General features: G+C 60.0%; 15 protein-coding genes. 7 read left to right on the top strand and 8 right to left on the bottom strand.

Translation table 11 applies throughout. The features are described from left to right. Positions 1-77: 77 nt before the first annotated feature. The gene (locus tag O3W47_RS12465) at positions 78-1,025 is read right to left on the bottom strand and encodes an alpha/beta fold hydrolase (protein WP_269314831.1); all 948 of its coding nucleotides are present in this window, start codon (positions 1,023-1,025) and stop codon (positions 78-80) included. Positions 1,026-1,172: 147 nt separating this feature from the next. On the opposite strand from O3W47_RS12465, the gene ettA reads away from it, so the two are divergent. The 3 genes from ettA (at position 1,173) to metF (ending at position 4,893) form a co-directional block, all read left to right on the top strand. Then, positions 1,173-2,822, top strand: a complete 1,650-nt coding sequence (gene ettA, locus O3W47_RS12460) for an energy-dependent translational throttle protein EttA (protein WP_003522791.1) — start codon at positions 1,173-1,175, stop codon at positions 2,820-2,822. 162 nt (positions 2,823-2,984) lie between these two features. After that, positions 2,985-3,998: an ArsR/SmtB family transcription factor gene (locus O3W47_RS12455; RefSeq protein WP_269313866.1), complete on the top strand. Its 1,014-nt coding sequence runs from the start codon at positions 2,985-2,987 to the stop codon at positions 3,996-3,998. Position 3,999: 1 nt separating this feature from the next. Beyond that, positions 4,000-4,893, top strand: a complete 894-nt coding sequence (gene metF, locus O3W47_RS12450; protein ID WP_269313865.1) for a methylenetetrahydrofolate reductase [NAD(P)H] — start codon at positions 4,000-4,002, stop codon at positions 4,891-4,893. A 465-nt stretch (positions 4,894-5,358) separates the two neighbouring features. On the opposite strand, the gene O3W47_RS12445 is transcribed toward metF, so the two are convergent. The 7 genes from O3W47_RS12445 to O3W47_RS12415 form a co-directional block, all read right to left on the bottom strand. After that, positions 5,359-6,585, bottom strand: a complete 1,227-nt coding sequence (locus tag O3W47_RS12445) for a lytic murein transglycosylase (protein ID WP_269313864.1) — start codon at positions 6,583-6,585, stop codon at positions 5,359-5,361. A gap of 122 nt (positions 6,586-6,707) precedes the next feature. Beyond that, complete coding sequence (locus O3W47_RS12440) at positions 6,708-7,487, bottom strand: glycoside hydrolase family 25 protein (protein WP_137452961.1); 780 nt, start codon at positions 7,485-7,487, stop codon at positions 6,708-6,710. Between the two features lie 235 nt (positions 7,488-7,722). After that, positions 7,723-8,442: a class I SAM-dependent methyltransferase gene (locus O3W47_RS12435; RefSeq protein WP_162935840.1), complete on the bottom strand. Its 720-nt coding sequence runs from the start codon at positions 8,440-8,442 to the stop codon at positions 7,723-7,725. Continuing rightward, positions 8,439-9,689 carry a DUF3419 family protein gene (locus tag O3W47_RS12430; RefSeq protein WP_269313863.1) on the bottom strand — a complete coding sequence of 417 codons (1,251 nt, stop codon included), beginning with the start codon at positions 9,687-9,689 and terminating at the stop codon, positions 8,439-8,441. The genes O3W47_RS12435 and O3W47_RS12430 overlap by 4 nt, the downstream gene beginning before the upstream one ends. Before the next feature lie 199 nt (positions 9,690-9,888). After that, entirely contained in the window at positions 9,889-10,974 is a 1,086-nt protein-coding gene (locus O3W47_RS12425; protein WP_269313862.1) for a lytic transglycosylase domain-containing protein, read from the bottom strand. Positions 10,975-11,110: 136 nt separating this feature from the next. After that, positions 11,111-11,746, bottom strand: a complete 636-nt coding sequence (locus O3W47_RS12420) for a LysE family translocator (RefSeq protein ID WP_269313861.1) — start codon at positions 11,744-11,746, stop codon at positions 11,111-11,113. Between the two features lie 52 nt (positions 11,747-11,798). Beyond that, positions 11,799-13,010, bottom strand: a complete 1,212-nt coding sequence (locus tag O3W47_RS12415) for a pyrophosphate--fructose-6-phosphate 1-phosphotransferase (RefSeq protein WP_080816458.1) — start codon at positions 13,008-13,010, stop codon at positions 11,799-11,801. A 319-nt stretch (positions 13,011-13,329) separates the two neighbouring features. Between O3W47_RS12415 and O3W47_RS12410 the strand changes: the two genes are divergently transcribed. From O3W47_RS12410 to O3W47_RS12395, 4 genes are all read left to right on the top strand, one after another. Beyond that, entirely contained in the window at positions 13,330-14,070 is a 741-nt protein-coding gene (locus O3W47_RS12410; protein ID WP_003522185.1) for a J domain-containing protein, read from the top strand. Continuing rightward, entirely contained in the window at positions 14,067-14,846 is a 780-nt protein-coding gene (locus O3W47_RS12405) for an N-acetylmuramoyl-L-alanine amidase (protein WP_269313860.1), read from the top strand. The genes O3W47_RS12410 and O3W47_RS12405 overlap by 4 nt, the downstream gene beginning before the upstream one ends. A 247-nt stretch (positions 14,847-15,093) precedes the next feature. Next, positions 15,094-15,633: a lytic transglycosylase domain-containing protein gene (locus O3W47_RS12400; RefSeq protein WP_003522187.1), complete on the top strand. Its 540-nt coding sequence runs from the start codon at positions 15,094-15,096 to the stop codon at positions 15,631-15,633. 92 nt (positions 15,634-15,725) lie between these two features. After that, complete coding sequence (locus tag O3W47_RS12395) at positions 15,726-16,913, top strand: FAD-dependent oxidoreductase (RefSeq protein WP_269313859.1); 1,188 nt, start codon at positions 15,726-15,728, stop codon at positions 16,911-16,913. The last annotated feature ends 16 nt before the right edge of the window (positions 16,914-16,929 follow it).

The raw sequence follows: 16,929 nt of genomic DNA, 5'->3' as shown, positions 1-16,929 counted from the left end.
GCCGGTTTATAGACCGCTGCTTGCCGCGTCGCATGTGATTTTATCTCATGGACTTATTCCGTTTCGGCAAAGGCCCCTCAATCGCCGACGACGCGGCCGCACCAGGCGGCGAAATCCGCCGCGACGGGCTGCCAGCCGATTTCGTTCAAGGTCTCGTGCCGCATGCCCTTGTAGATCGTGTGCTCGACATGGCTGAAACCCGCTGCACGGAAGCGTTCGGCAAGCCAGACGATCTCCCTGCCGTCATTGGTGGCTTTGTCCTGATCGCCGCTGACGAGGAGAAGCGGCAAATTCTTGGGCAGGCGCTCGATGAGTTTCGGTGCGCGATAGGACAGTTCGAAGACATCCTGCCACAGGGAAACGCTTGCCTCGAACTGGCAGAGCGGATCTTCCACATAGGCGTCCACCGCCGCCCTGTCGTGGCTCAGCCAGTCGGCATGGGTGCGCCTTTCCGGCATTTTCGCATTCCACACGCGGAAGGTTGCCTTGGGCAGAATGGCGCTCGGCACATCAGAACCTTTCAGCATTTTTTCCAGCCGCAGCAGAACCTGTGCAACACGGCCCATGAGGCCGGGATTGAGGTTGGAATTCCAGATCGACAGTCCATCGAAGGCATCCGGATGGCTGACGGCGGTGTTGAGCGCCACGAGGCCGCCCATGGAATGGCCGAACAGGATCGTGGCCAGGCCGGGATGTCTTTCACCGACCATCACGCGCATCGCCATGACGTCTGCCACGACCTTTTCAGCACCGTTCCTCCAGGCGAAACGGCCGAGAGGCGCATCCGCCGCTTTCGTGCGACCGTGGCCGCGATGGTCGTGGGCATAGACCTCGAAACCCTGCTGCGACATGACGTCGGCAAAACGGCGGTAACGGCCGGCATGTTCCACAAGGCCGTGGCAGATCATGAGCACGCCGCGGGCGGGGAGGGTGGAAGGCTGATGACGGAAGGCGATGGAGGCGCCGGAAGGGGCCTCCAGTCTCTGGATCTGGCTGAACGCGAGGTTATCGGTCGTCTCATTCATCATCGCACCCATCGTCTCATCGCGCAGCTTGTCATAATCATGGGGTCATAATCGTGCCAGAGGTTGCCCCAAGGTCCTATTTACCCTACATAGCGGCAAATTTCCCGATACGTACTCTTAAAAATCCGATGTGGAGCATTCGCTACAATGGCACGTCAATTCATCTATCACATGGCCGGGCTGAACAAGGCCTATGGTGCGAAGAAGGTTCTGGAGAACGTTCATCTCTCCTTCTACCCCGACGCCAAGATCGGTATCCTCGGCCCGAACGGCGCCGGTAAGTCGACTGTTCTGAAAATCATGGCCGGCCTCGACAAGGAATATACCGGCGAGGCTTGGCTGGCCGAAGGCGCGACGCTCGGTTATCTTGAGCAGGAGCCGAAGCTCGACGAAAACAAGACCGTGATGGAAAACGTCATGGAAGGCGTGGCGAGCAAGACGGCCATCGTCGACCGCTACAACGAACTGATGATGAACTATTCCGACGAAACGGCGGATGAGGGCGCAAAGCTTCAGGACATCATCGACAGTCAGAATCTTTGGGACCTCGAAAATCAGGTCGAAATGGCCATGGACGCGCTGCGCTGCCCGCCCGGCGACTCGGCTGTAACCGGCCTTTCTGGTGGTGAACGCCGCCGCGTGGCGCTGTGCCGTCTGCTGCTGTCGCAGCCGGACCTGCTGCTGCTCGACGAACCGACCAACCACCTCGACGCGGAAACCATCGCCTGGCTTGAAAAGCACCTGCGCGACTATCCCGGCGCCGTGATGATGATCACCCATGACCGCTACTTCCTCGACAACGTCACGGGCTGGATTCTCGAGCTCGACCGTGGTCGTGGCATTCCTTACGAAGGCAACTACTCCGCTTACCTGCAGGCGAAAGCCAAGCGTATGCAGCAGGAAGCCCGTGAAGACGCCTCCCGCCAGAAGGCCATCAGCCGCGAAAGCGAGTGGATCGCCTCCAGCCCGAAGGCACGCCAGACCAAGTCCAAGGCGCGTATCAAGGCCTATGACGAGCTGGTGGAAGCAGCGGAAAACCGCCGTCCCGGCGATGCGCAGATCGTCATTCCGGTTGCCGAGCGTCTCGGTCGCGTCGTCATCGAAGCTGACAATCTGACGAAGTCCTATGGCGACCGCGTGCTGATCGAAAACCTCTCCTTCAAGCTGCCGCCCGGCGGCATCGTCGGCGTCATCGGTCCGAACGGTGCGGGTAAGTCCACACTGTTCAAGATGATCACCGGTCAGGAAAAGCCGGATAGCGGTTCTGTGACTGTCGGTGAGACGGTTCAGCTCGGTTATGTCGACCAGAGCCGCGATACGCTGGCGGGTGACAAGACCGTGTGGGAGGAAATCTCCGGCGGCAACGACATCATCAAGCTCGGCAAGTTCGAAGTGAACTCGCGCGCCTATTGCGGCGCCTTCAACTTCAAGGGCGGCGATCAGCAGCAGAAGGTCGGCAACCTCTCGGGCGGTCAGCGCAACCGCGTTCACCTCGCCAAGATGCTGAAGGCCGGCGGCAACGTTCTGCTGCTCGACGAACCGACCAACGACCTTGATACCGAAACGCTGGCAGCACTTGAAGAAGCGCTGGAAGCCTTTGCCGGCTGCGCCGTTATCATCAGCCACGACCGCATGTTCCTCGACCGCCTGGCCACCCACATCCTTGCTTTCGAGGGTGACAGCCATGTGGAATGGTTCGAAGGCAACTTCGAAGACTACGAAAAGGACAAGGTCCGCCGCCTCGGCCCGGAAAGCATCAAGCCCGGCCGGGTCAGCTACAAGCGCCTGACGCGCTGATCCTTTTCCGCATCCCCTTTCAAGAAAGGCCCGCCGTAAAGCGGGCCTTTTCTTGTGCAATAATGGAGTTGATGGCGGCGCATTACAGTTTGCGCTTGCATCGAATGCCACATCGACATAAAGATATCTTTATATCTTGATTAGCTTGCGAGGCGCGGCAGAGTGGCGTTCGGTCTGGACAAATTGGTGGATCTCCTGAAAGCGGCGGGCGAGCCGACGCGCTTCCGTTTGCTGGCGCTTCTTTCGGCCGGCGATCTGACGGTTACCGATCTTACCGAAATCCTCGGCCAGTCGCAGCCGCGCATCTCCCGTCACCTCAAGCTTTTGACGGAAGAGGGGCTGATCGAGCGTTATCAGGAAGGCGCATGGGCCTATTTCCGTTTGCGGCAGGATGGCGAGCCTGCGGGCGTTGTGCGGCAGCTGCTTGCCGCTGCATCGCCCTCCGACGCGGTTCTCCAGCGCGACAGCGAACGGCTTGCCACCGTCAAGCGGGTGCGGGCGGAGCGGGCGCAGGATTATTTCAGCCGTAACGCCTCCGCCTGGGACGAGCTGCGCCGCCTGCATGTCAGCGACGAGGCGGTGGAAGGCGCGCTCCTGAAGCTGGTGGGCACCACGCCGGTCGATTCGCTGCTCGACCTCGGTACGGGCACCGGTCGCATTCTGCAGCTGCTGAGCGGTATCTATCGCCGCGCAATCGGTGTGGATGCCAGCCGTGACATGCTCTCGGTGGCGCGTGCCAATCTCGACAAGGCGGGCGTGGTCAATGCATCCGTGCGCCATGGCGATATTCTCAACCTGCCGCTGGAAGGCCAGGATTTCGATCTGATCGTCATCCATCAGGTCCTGCATTTTCTCGACCAGCCGGAGATTGCGCTTTCCGAGGCCGCGCGCATGCTGCGCCCCGGCGGGCGGCTGATCGTTATCGATCTTGCGCCGCATTCCTTCGAATATCTGCGCGACGAGCATGCGCATGTGCGGCTCGGTTTCTCGCATCCGCTGATGGAAGAATGGCTGAAGAAGGCCGGGCTTTCTCTGGAGCGTGCCGTCGATCTTCATTCTGAAAAAGCGTCCGACGAAGCTCTGGATGTTACGATTTGGGTTGCCCGTGACCAGCGGCTGCTGATGGCAGACGATGTGGTGCAAGAGGCCGTTTTACTTGCTGCCGGGAGGGCATGATATGTTGAGGTCGGAAACCGCGCGCCGTGATGGCGATATCCGGTTGTCTTTCGAGTTTTTCCCGCCCAAGAATCCCGAGATGGAAACCCAGCTCTGGGAAACAGTTGCCGAGCTGAAGAAATGGAACCCGGATTTCGTGTCCGTCACCTATGGCGCCGGCGGTTCCACCAAGGCGCCGACGCTGGATGCGGTGCGCCGGATGATCGGCGACAGCCATCTGGCGACCGCCGCGCATCTGACCTGCGTGGATGCCAGCCGTGAGGACGTGCATCAGGTCATCGAAGAGTTTCGCAACGCCGGCGTTCGTCATTTCGTGGCGCTGCGCGGCGATCCCTCCACGGGCATCGGCACGGCCTATAAGCCGCATCCGGAAGGGTATGAGAACGCCGCCGCTCTGGTGAAGGGGTTGCGTGAAATTGCCGATTTCGAGATTTCCGTGTCGGCCTATCCGGAAAAGCACCCGGAAAGCGCAAGCGAAGCGGTCGATATCGAGATGTTGAAGCGCAAGGCGGATAATGGCGCGACGCGGGCGCTGACGCAGTTCTTCTTCGATAATGACGTGTTCGAACGCTATATGGAGCGGGTGACGGCTGCGGGCATCACCATTCCGGTGGTTCCGGGCATCATGCCGATCCAGAACCTCACCCAGCTCAAGCGTTTCGCCGGCCGTTGCGGCACCAGCATTCCCGGTTTTCTGGATGAGCGTTTCGAAGGTTATGACGACGATCTGGAAGGTCGTGCCCGCGTGGCCGCAGAGGTTGCCGCCGAGCAGATCGCCGATCTTCAGCGGCGTGGCGTCAATGAATTCCATCTCTACACCATGAACCGCGCGCCGCTGGTTGATGCGGTGCTTGAAAATCTCGGGCTGGAGCGTCTGCGCCGCAGCGCCGCCTGATTTTACAGAGCAGATTACCGACATGAAAAAAGCGCAGGTCCCTCAGGGCCTGCGCTTTTTAAACTCGTGTCATCTACGGTTCTTATCTGCGTTTGGTCTTCACGTCTCGTCAGATGAAAAGCATCATCGCTACGAACAAAAACGCCAAACCGACTGCCAAGGCATTGAGAGATTTTGTAAGTCCCATGGGTGCCTCCTCTTGTTGACAGGTTCGATAATATGACCGTTTTGTGGCGGTTGAAAAGCGGTTTTTGTGATGCAGTGCAGCACGTCTCCTGTCGGCATAAAAAAGAAATTTCTGTAATTATTTGAAAATAAAAGATTATTTTCTTATCACGCAGTGCTTCATATGTTTAAAAAAAGTAAATGACCGGGGTGTTATCCCCAGTCATCAGGTCGAGATTAACGCTTTATGCCTTGATTCCGTCCGACAGATTAAGGGCCGGAAGGCGCCGTTAAGATTGCTTACAGCGCCTGCAGAAGTGCGGTCGAAGGCCAGCCATCGGCGGGCATTCCGAGACGCTGCTGCTCCTTCTGGATGGCGACGCGGGTGCCGGAACCGAGAATACCATCCACCTTGCCGACATTGTGTCCGCGCGCTTCAAGCTTGGTCTGAAGCTCCTTCATGGTCGCATCATCGAAACCGGGCTCCGGGTTGCCCTTGTTGTAGACGGGAGAGCCCATGAGGCGGGTGGCGAAATAGGCGGCCGAGGTCGTGTAGATGAACGACTGGTTCCATTCGAGATAGATGTTGAAGTTCGGATAGGTGATGAAGGTCGGTCCCTTGCGTCCCTGCGGCATGATGAGGGCCGCGGGCAGGGTGGCGAAGTTTCTATTGCCGTCGCGCGGGGTCACGCCCAGCGCGAACCAGTCACCCGCGGTCAGCGGACCGCCGAGGCCGGATTTTTCCCAGGGCAGGTTTTCCGGCAGCGAGACTTCCTGAATCCAGGGTTCGCCCTTCTTGAAACCGAGATGCTGGATGAATTTCGCAGCCGTCAGGATCGCATCCGGGGCGCTGCTCTTGACGTTGATATGGCCGTCGCCATCGCCGTCGACGCCGAAGGCGATGATGTCCTTGGGAAGCATCTGCACCTGACCGATTTCACCGGCCCATGCGCCGGTATTGGCGGCGGGATCGAGATCGCCGTGCTGGACCATTTCGATCAGCGCCAGCAGCTGCGGGCGGAAGAGTTCCGGGCGGCGGCAATCATGCGAGAGGGTCACCAGCGCGTTGCGGGTGTTGAAATCGCCCTGAACCGCGCCGAAATCCGTTTCCATGGCCCAGAAGGCGGCGATGACGCCGGCCGGAACACCGAATTCGTTTTCGGCACGGGCGAAGGTGGAGGAGAGTTCCTGAAGTTTCTTGCGGCCGATATCCAGACGGGCCTGGCTGACGGTGCGCTGGGAGAATTCCAGGAAGGTCTGGCGGAAGACGCCCTGTGCACGGTCACGCGAAAGCACCTTCGGATCGATCTGCGCGCCGGCAAGCGCCTTCTGGATCGCATCGGCCGGAATGCCCTTGGCAAGCGCATCGGCTTTCACGCCTTCGAGGAATGCGCCGAGATCGCCGCCGCAGGCAACCTGCTTGGGATCGTCAGGCGAAGCCACTGGCGGTGTGGCGAGGGCGGAGCCGGTGGAAAGAAGCGACAAAGCGGCGGCAAAAATGATGCTGCGCGACCGGAACGTGGGCATGGGAATTTCCTCGATAGGTTGTTAGCCCGCTTTACCCATATGTTTGCGACAAAAAAACGGACCGAATGATCTGACGTTGCAGAACAACGCCGATTTTTCAAAAGTGTTGCTTCTTGGCCGTGTTATTTGGCGGAAGCAATCCATTTCCGCCAGTTTTTCTCCGTTCCGGCAAAGACATTGATGTCGGTCGGACCGTTCACGCCGGGCACGACGCCGGTTGCGGTATATTGCCAGAAGGCCCATTTGCGATCTTCGTAAATCCTGGCCGGATGGGCGGCGACGGAGCGGACCCAGAAATGGTAATCCTTGAACTGGCCGACGAGATTGTCGCGGTGGAAGTCCACCGAGGTATAGATGATCGGACGCTTGCCGTAGTGGGCTTCGATGCGGTCGAGGAAACGCTGCATCTCGGCGCGAACGATGCCGGGCGCCGGGCGCGTCTTGCAGGTGGGCGAGGCCGGGTTCCATTCCACGTCGAGAACCGGGGGAAGGGTGACGGCCTCTTTCGGCACGTTGCGAATGAACCAGTCGGCCTGGGCGTCTGCTGTCGAACAGAAATAATAGAAGTGGTAGGGCGCGTGCAGAACATCTGCCGCCGCCGCGCTGCGCCAATGGTCGCCGAATTTGGGATCGATGCGGTCCGATCCCTCCGTCGCCTTGATGAAGACGAAGGACACGCCTGATTTGCGCACGGTCGGCCAGTCGACATCGCCATTCCATTTGGACACGTCGATGCCGTGCACCTCATGGCGGTGCGGGTTGTTCGTGCCGAAATCCTGCGGATCGGTATCGGAAAATTTCGGCCTGGAAACGGATGCAGTTTCCAGCAGGTCATAGCTGGTGGAGGTGCAGCCGCCGATCAACAGCAAAGCCGACAATAGTGCCGATAAACGCAGCCGCATTGAAACCCTGATGAAAGTGTTGCCCATCCCGCGGCCGCAAAACGGCGCGCCGTATCTCCCGATTTACGCATAACATGGTAAACAAGCGGTTATGGCAAGGGGCAAGGTGCTTTTTTGCATCTCGCAAGCCGCTGGATTTGAAGCGATTTGCGATTTTTACTGCTGAAACCTCGCCGGGCGGAGCCGTGAAGACTACGCTACAGACGCGCAGGCGGGTTTCGCAATCCGCCGGGAATCAGGCGTCGGCCAATATGCGGTGGATTTTCGGCTGCTGCGCTTCGGCAACCGGAAGCGTGATGACAGCCCGCCAGGCATAACCCCGGGCGATTTCCTCGAATTCGAGATTACCGTCGAAACGGCCGGCCATATTGGCCAGAACATAGCGGAGATTGGCGCGGGGCGTGACGTGGAAACGGGTGAGCCAGGCTTGCAGAAGGGTGCGGAACCACTTCGGCAATTGTTCCTGCTGGCCGAAATCGACGATATGCAGCGAGCCGCCGGGTTTCAGCGCCGTGAGCGCCTGTTCGATCGCCTTTTCCCAGTCCGGTATCATCGACAGGGCATAGGGGATCATGACGCGGTCGAAGCCGTCGGGCTGGCCGAATTCGGAGGCGCGAAAAGCGGTGGCATCGGCCACGCGCAGAATGGGGCGTTCCGCCTTGCCAGCGAAATTTTCGGCTGCGGTCAGCAGCATTTCGGCGGAAATGTCGAGGCCGAACAGTCTTGCCTGCGGAAATTTGCGGCTGGCCAGCAGCAGGTTGCGGCCGGTGCCGCAGCCGACTTCCAACAGCGTGCCGCCCTTCGGCACGTCGAGGCCGGAAATGGTCCGGTCACGGCCGAGAAGGTAATATTTGCGGGTGATATCGTAGATATGCCGCTGGTGGCGATACATGCGGTCCATCAGGCTCGCATGCGCGCTATCTGCAAGGCCCACATTCTCGCCGATGGTTTTCATGCCATAGCCCTCTGATAGATATGGAAGCCGCCGTAGATGGCCGAACGGTCCATGGCGTTGAGCTCGTTGGAGCGCTCTTCGAGATAGACCCACTGGTTGCGGATATCGGGCGAAAGCCGGCCTTCGATGACGCTCTTTTCGGCCGCGGTGCGGAAAATGACGCGCGCACCGGGCGCGGCGGTGCGGCTGATCTGCGACCACAATTCGTTGAGCTGCGTGTCGGTCATCCAGTCCTGCGCATCGAGGAGGATATAACGGTCGACGGCGCTTGCCGGCTTTCTGGAGAGAAGCTCGGTATAGGTGGCGTGGTGCACGGCAACGCGGGCCGTGTTGTTGCGGATCGTCTCGTAATATTCCGGTTTGAGATAGGCGGGCAGCGCGCCCTCATGCGGTTCGGGATAACGGCGCACAAAGGCCTGCCAGGCGAAATAATTGTCGCTGAGCGGGAAGTTGCAGGCGAGCTTTTCCAGCCGCGCCTTCAGCACGGATGCGACCGTGCCATTGGCGGAGAGGCTGGCCAGCTCGTCATATTGGCGAGGCGGAATGCCGAGGCCGAACAACGAGCTTTTGCGCTTCGTCAGCCAGCGCACCACCGGCTTGTCGAACAACGGCGCCACCTTGCTGTCGAAAAACTGGCGCTGTTCGTCCAGCGTGCGGGTCTTGGCCATTTCGGTGAGCTTCACGCCGTGCAGACGGGCCATGAGATGGCCGGCGCCGATGAAGCGGCCGAGCAGGCCGGTGCGATAGATGTTCCTGTCGAAGACAGAGATGCGGCGGCGGCCGGAAAGGGTGCGCTTCGACCAGTAAGCCTTGGTCGTGGCGTCGAGATGCTCGGCGATGAAGCGGTCGTAACCGTGGCTGTTGCTGCGCGTATTTGCGCGGCCGAAGTGGCGCACCACGTCCTGATGGGCGGGCAGATGGCGGAAGGCGGCGAGCTTGAGCTTGTTCAGCGCGATGTGGTGCGGGTTGAGGTCCACGACATCGATGCTGGCCGGATTGCGGGAGAGATAGGCCAGCATGTTGCAGCCGCCCGAGCCGATGGTGACGATGCGGTGACCTTCGCCAAGCTCCATCGCTTCCATGTCGATTTCCGGGTCTTCCCATATCTGCGGATAGACGAGGCCGGAAAAGAGGACGCCGAAGAAGCGCTCGGACAAACCGCTTTTGGAGAGTGCCTTGTGCTGGAGCAATGCGGACTTCAGTTTTGTGTTCTTGCTGAAGCCGGTCTTGGGTGCCGCACTCGTCATATGTTCACCTCTCAGTCGATTGAGAGGCGTCTACAGCCGTGACACTACAATTTGATGACAGGGGCTGTGGGCAAAGCCGGGGAATAGGGGTGTCGGTGGAAAACCAGCCCGCGCCGCCCAATCAGGATGACGAAATGAAAATACCCGGCGGCTTAAGAAAAGCCGCGCGGTTGCATTCGCATAACAGAGCCGGAGGCCATCACTTGCGCAGAACGTGCAGCATGCCCTTGCGCTTGGCGTCGTAATAATAGCCGCGCGCGTAAAGCCGGACTGCGTTGTCGCGGTCGTTGCCTGCCACAACCCATGCGCCGCGCAGATATTTGACGGCGTATTTGAGGTTGGTTTCGGCATCGAAAAGGCCGGAGGCAGGGCCATCGAAGCCCATGGAGCGGGCCGTGGCGTGCCGGATCTGCATCAGGCCGAAATTGCCGCTGCTATAGGCGCCGGGATTATACATGCTTTCGCGCCGCACCACGCGGTGAACCAGATCTTCCGGCACATCATACATGGTGGCGTATTTGGTAATAAGGCCGCTCAGCTTTTCGCGTCCGGCCGGGGCCGAATTGAGTGGCGTCGTCATCGATTCGTTCTGGCGGATGGCGGCCAGCGCGGCGTTGGTCGGGCCGGCGGCATAGGCCAGAACCGTGCTGTCCGGTTTCGGCAGCGGAATCACTTTGCGTTCGGCCGTCAGCTCGGTGCCGATGGAGGGCGAACCGGGCGGCGGCGGTGCGGGCGGGAAGCTGCCCTTGACGGCAACCACCTGCGGCAGATCGGCGGCGGCGTTGTGGGCAGCCGGCTTGGCCGCCACGTCAGCCGTTTCGATGGCTGCGGCCGCCGGAGTGGCGTTTGTCGGTGCCAGCGCCGTGGCCGTGGTCGGCGCAGATGTCGTCACACTCGCCTGGGCGACTTCGTTCTGCTGCGGCTGCATCTGGGCGGCGATGGCTGCGGCTGCAGCAATTTCAGAAGCCGGCGGCAGCGCCACGCGTCCGCCCTTGACGGCGACTGCGGTGGGAAGTGCTGCAGGCTGGGAAGAGGTTGCGGTTTCGGCGGTCTGCACCGTTGCTGCTGCTGCCGGGGTCGCGCCCGCTGCTGCTTCGGCCGTTGCCGGCTGCGCCGATGTTTGCGCAGGAGTGGTCGCGGGATTGACCGTTGCGATCTTCGGGCCGTTCGGCCCTTCCTTTGCGGTATATTCGACGCTGGTGCATGCGCTCAATGCCAGTGCCAGACCCACGGTGGAAGACAGAAGAAGTGCACTTCCTCCGCGGAATTTTCCCGAATTTCGCATGTTGCCGCCTTCGTTATGCCTGTCTTTCGATACCCCCGCGTCGAGCGAAGCAGGCAGTGTCCCGTCGAGCCTTCATTAACCTATTGTAAGGATAGCGGCAAGCCGGGACGTTTCTCCCCGGCTTTCGGGCGGTTTTTCAGGCCGCGATGCGCCTGTATCCGGCGCTGACGGCGCGGCCGGAAATGAAGTGGGTGCGGTATTTCGGCCGGATTTTCTTATCGCCCGACATGCGGCGCACCATCGCCAGAGTTGGCCCGGCAAACAGCGCCTGCGCGGTCAGAATCACCAGCGCCAGAAGCAGGATGGCGGCCTGCGCCATGGCAAGCGTTTCAATTGCATTGCCGGAGGTGGACACGAATTGCGGCAGCAACGCCAGAAAGAAAGCGAAGTAGCGCGGGCGCAGGGCGGCAATGGCGTAACAATCGCGGAAAATGCCGCTCCAGGATTTGCCCGGCAGATTGTCATTATCTGCATTGGCCGCCTGTGCGGCAGGCGTGGCGAAGGTCCACAGGAGGAACAGCATCAGCCAGCCGATGCCGGCCCATTGCACGATTTCGACGAAGGATTGCGGCAGCCAGGCGAGACCGGCCACCGGAATGGCGGAAATCGTCATGGCCGTGACGATGCCGAGCGCGCCGCCGCCGACGGAGGCGAAGACCGTCTTTTTGCCGCGAATGGCGGCATAGGAGGCGACAGAGAATACAAGGGGAGAGGGGAGTGCGAACACAACGGCACATGCTGCACAAAAAATCAGCCAGGCCTGTCCAGACATTCTCTTCCTCCTTGCCCTCCCTGTCGCCGTATTATTTTAGCCTATCGTAAAATCAGGCCGCTGTGAACGGCTGACCGACGTGTTCCATCACTTCGGTAAACCATTTTGCAGAGAGGTCGAAATGCTTTCCGCCCTTGATACGCGGAAACTCGATGGTCCGCAATTTGCCATTCTGGTCTTCGTCATGGCCGGTGACGCCGGAGACCTTGTTGAGCGCGCTTTCGACGGCGAGATCGACCATGCCCTGGATGAGGCGCAGGTCGTCGCCATTGGCGGCGGCGGAGCGGGCGAAATAGCCTGATTTCTGCACCATGGAGCGTTCCGCACCGATGAGGCTGGCGAACTGCTTCTGGAACCAGCCGCCGACATTGATGGTGTCGATCTTCACATGGCCGAAAGCGTCGCGCTTGACAGCCTCGCCGGAGGCTTCGCGCTCGGCGACGATGGAATCGAGGCCCGCACCTTCGGAAACGAACAGCGTGACATAGCCGTTCCTGTCCATGATTTCCTTCAGTCGCTCGGCTTCCGCCTCGATGTCGAAGGCCATTTCCGGCAGGTAGATGCCGTCGATGTTCTTCATCTGCGTGTTCATCATCAGGCCTTCGACATAGTCATTGCCGCTGGTCTTCTGGATATAGGCGCGGGCGGTGGCGGCCGTCAGCCAGCCGCAATGGCGGCCCATGACTTCGTGGATGACGAAGGTCTTCGGTGCTGCGCTCTGCTCGTTGCTGACATTGTCGAAGAAGGAGGCGCCGACTTCGGCCGCCGTCCAGGCGCCGAGCGACTGCTTGATCGGCACAACGTCGTTATCCACCGTCTTCGGCAGACCGACAACGGTGAGATTGTAGCCGTTGGCGCCGAGATAGGCGGCAAGGTCGGCAGCCGTCGTGTTGGTGTCGTCGCCGCCGATGGTGTGGAGAATGGTGATGCCGTCAGCCGCCAGCCGGTCCGCCGCGACGCGAAGCGGATTGTCGCCTTCCTTGACCAGACCGCGCTTGGCGCAATCGGCTGCATTGGTGAGCTTGACGCGGCTGTTGCCGATCGGCGAGCCGCCGTAACGGTGCAGCAGATGCGCCTTTTCCCGCATATCCCTGGTGATCTCGATACGGTCACCCAGAAGTACGCCCTGATAACCGGAGCGATAGGCCACGATGTCGATATCAGGCGCAATGTCGCTGTAACGCTCGATCAGGCCGCCCACGGCCGAAGAGAGACAGGGCGCAAGGCCACCCGCGGTCAGCATTGCGACTTTCTGTTTGGCCATCATGGCTCTCCTTTTCACATATACCCAAAGACATGTCTGGCAAATGGATGCGACAGCCGCGTGTAGGTGTAAAGTGAATTTATGAAGAAAAACGCCGATTTCTCGCGGTTTTTCAGCGGCTTGAGCAAAGTGGCGAAATATAATCGTTTCAATCGGCATAGCCGGTGGCCGGCTTCCCGCCATCTGTGGAAAACTGTGGCGTCATCGTCTGGCGCGCTCTTGTTCCTGAAGCAAAACTGTCGCAAAGATGAATAAAAGTTAATGCCGCCGGCCCGCTGGACATATTGCATTCGCGGCAATATCCCGTCATGCTTGTCGCATGATGTTCGATTTCGCCTGTCTGCAAATTTCATCCCTGTGGGAACGGCTGCTCGGCGCAATCGGCGACGCGGCAGGCGGTGCGCTCGGGCGCGTGGTGGAAGCCATCCGCACCCTTTTCGAGGGTGATCCGGAAACCCGCCGCAAGGTTTCCTTTTCCGTGGCGATCATCGCGCTTTCCGCCAAGATGGCGAAGGCCGACGGTGTCGTCAACGATGCCGAGGTGCGCGCCTTCCGGCAAATCTTCGATTTTCCGGAAGAAGAAGCCAAGAACGTCGCCCGTCTTTATAATCTCGCCCGCCAGGATGTTGCCGGTTACGAGGCCTATGCCGAGCGGCTTGCCGGTCTTTGCGGTTCCGGGCATGCCAATTGCGAGATGCTGGAAAGCGTCATCGACGGGCTGTTCCACATCGCCAAGGCCGATGGGCTGATCCATGAGCGGGAACTGGCCTTCCTCGGCCGGATTGCGGAAATCTTCCGTATCACCGAAGATCACTTCGAAACGATCATGGCGCGGCATGTCCATATGGACGGGCGCGACCCCTATCGCGTGCTCGGCGTTTCGCCTTCCGACGATTTTTCCGATATTCGCCGGCGTTACCGTTCGCTGGTTGCCGAACACCATCCTGACAAGCTCATTGCACGCGGCGTTCCCATGGAATTGCATGCGGCCGCGAATGAGCGTATGGCGGCTCTCAACGCCGCCTATGCGGCCATCGAGAAAGAACGCCGCGTCGCATGAGTGAATGTCTGCCGGATTTTACCCCGGATTTCGGGGGCGCAGCCGTTGCGCCTTCGCCTAACCATGGCGAAAGGCTGGGTGTGGCCGGCCCCGATATTATCCTGCTGCATTATACCGGCATGACGACGGCCGACGGCGCGCTATCGTGGCTCTGCAATCCGGAAAGTCAGGTTTCCAGCCATTATTTCATCTTCGAGGACGGGCGCGTCATCCAGCTCGTGCCGGAAATCCGCCGTGCCTGGCACGCGGGCAAAAGCATCTGGGCGGGGGATCAGGACATCAATTCCCGCTCCATCGGCATCGAGATCGCCAATCAGGGCCATCCCGGCGGCCTGCCGGAATTTCCGGAAAAACAGGTGGAAGCCGTCATCGAATTGTGTCGCGATTGCGGCCAGCGCTGGTCTATCGCCCCTGAAAGGGTGCTGGCGCACTCGGATGTCGCGCCGATCCGCAAGGTCGATCCGGGTGAAAAATTCCCGTGGGACATCCTGTCGCAGCATGGTGTCGGCCATTGGGTGGAGCCTGCGCCGATCCGTGGCGGCCGTTTTTTCCAGCGCGGCGATCATGGCCAACCGGTCGAAGCGCTGCAGTCGATGCTGTCCATTTATGGTTATGGCGTTGAAATTACAGGCGCTTATTGCGAGAAAACCGAAGGCGCCGTGGCTGCCTTCCAGCGGCATTTCCGTCCCGCTCTGGTGGATGGCATCGCGGATTTCTCCACCATCGACACGCTGCATCGGCTTATCTCCAGCCTGCCGAGATTTTCGGCCGCCTGAACGCGAATCCTGGAAAATCGTTCCCGATTTTCTTGCCGTTCAAGTCGCTTTTTTTACCGTGCCACAGTTAATCCGCATTGAGGAAGTTTAAGAACGTCACTGCATGCGGTGTCGTTCTTCAGGGGAACCTGCCGTCAATATCAATCAAGGAGACCGGACAGCGGAGGGTCGTGATCGACTTTCCGGGCGCAGATTATTTGTGTCGCTTCATTGTTTCTGTCATCCGATCTGGAGACTTTTTCTACATATGAACAGGGTTGTTGTTGCTGTCGTGGCGGGCGTTGTTATGCTCGCTTCGCAGGCGGGGATTGCTTTTGCCAAAGACGAGGACGTCAAGACCAAAACCGTGACGCTGGAGACCTTCTTCCGCAAGCCCGGTTATCCCATTCCCGAAAAGAGCCTGCCTTCCTCGCTCAGGAACGACTATTCCGATCTGATCGTCAAATATGCCAAACGTTACGGCGTTCCCACCAATCTGGCGCATGCCGTGGTTTCGGTGGAAAGCAAGTTCAATCCGAAGGCCCGCGGCAGCGCAGGCGAGGTCGGGCTGATGCAGATCAAGCCGGCGACGGCGCGGATGATGGGCTATCGCGGCACGACCAAGGCGCTCTACGATCCTGAGACCAATATTCGCTGGGGCATGCAATATCTGGCGACGGCGCATCAGCTTGGCGGCGGCCAGGTGTGCAGCACGATCCTGCGTTACAATGCAGGCCATGGCGCCACCCGGATGAACCCGGTGTCCAAGCGTTATTGCGGCAAGGTGCAGGCGCTGCTGGCCGGCTGAGGCCGCCATCGTTCGTCTGCGAAATTGCGAAAAGCGATTCCGGTTCGGCCCGGCATGCTGTAGTCAGAAGCAAATCTGATACGGAGCATGGCATGCCGGATTTCAAATATATCGTCGTCGGGGCCGGAATGATGGGGGCTGCTGCGGCGCGGCATCTCTCAGCGCAAACGGATGGCGTGGCGCTGATCGGCCCGGGCGAACCCGCCGATCGCAAGACCCATCAGGGTGTGTTTTCGAGCCATTACGACGAAGCGCGCATTACCCGCGGTTTTGATGGCGATCCGGTCTGGGCGGAACTCGCGCAGCGCTCCATCCGCCGTTATGCGGAGATCGAGGCCAAAAGCGGCATCCGCTTTTTCACGGAAGCGGGCTGCCTGTTCACCGGAAACGGCAAGGGGCTTGCGGGAGATTATGTCTCGCGTGCGCTTGCCTCGGCCGACCGTCTCGGTCTCGATGTCGAGACACTCGGCACTGATGCGCTGGCTGGCCGGTTTCCGATGTTCTCCCTGCCGGCCGATCACAGCGGTTATTTCGAAGCGCAATATGCCGGCCACGTCAATCCGCGCGCCTTGGTGAAGGCGCAATGCACGATTGCCGTCGCACAGGGCGCGCGGCTTGTGCGCCAGACGGCGGCGCATATTCGCGATACTTCCGATGGCGTCGAGGTTTCTACACGAGAAGGGGCGGTTCATACGGCTGAAAAGGTCATCGTAGCGGCCGGGGGTTTCACCAACATGGCCGAGCTTCTGCCTTCTCGCGTCGATATGGCGGCCACGGGCCGCACCATCGTCTTTTTCGAACTGGATGAGGCGCGGCAGGCGCTGTTCGGTGCCATGCCTTCCACGATTGTGCTGGCGGAGACTGAGGACGATATCGTCTATATCCTGCCGCCGGTGCGTTATCCCGATGGCAAGGTCTATCTGAAGATCGGCGGCGAGAGCGAAAAGGGCAGGCTTGAAACGCTCGCGGAAGCGGTTGACTGGTTCCATTCGGACGGCACGCCGGGTGAGGTGGAGTTTCTGAAAAAGCGGGCGCTCTCCTTGATGCCGGAGCTTTCCGGCTGCCCGGTCACCTCAGGCTCCTGTGTCGCCTCTATCACCCGCAGCAGCTATCCCTATATCGGCTATACGCAATCCTCCAATATCGCGGTTCTGACCGGCGGTAATTTCGTCTCCGCCAAGTCTTCGGACGAAATCGGCCGGCTGGGCGCCATGCTGCTTTTGAACGGCCAGCTGACCGAGGATGAATTCGCCGCCGAAATGTCGCCGGTTTTCGTCTGACATTCAGGGACGAAGC

The sequence above is a fragment of the Agrobacterium sp. LMR679 genome (genome assembly GCF_027157905.1).
GTDB lineage: Bacteria > Pseudomonadota > Alphaproteobacteria > Rhizobiales > Rhizobiaceae > Agrobacterium > Agrobacterium leguminum.
The sequence above is the reverse complement of the archived record's forward strand: the minus strand, read 5'-3'. Positions and strand labels throughout refer to the sequence as shown.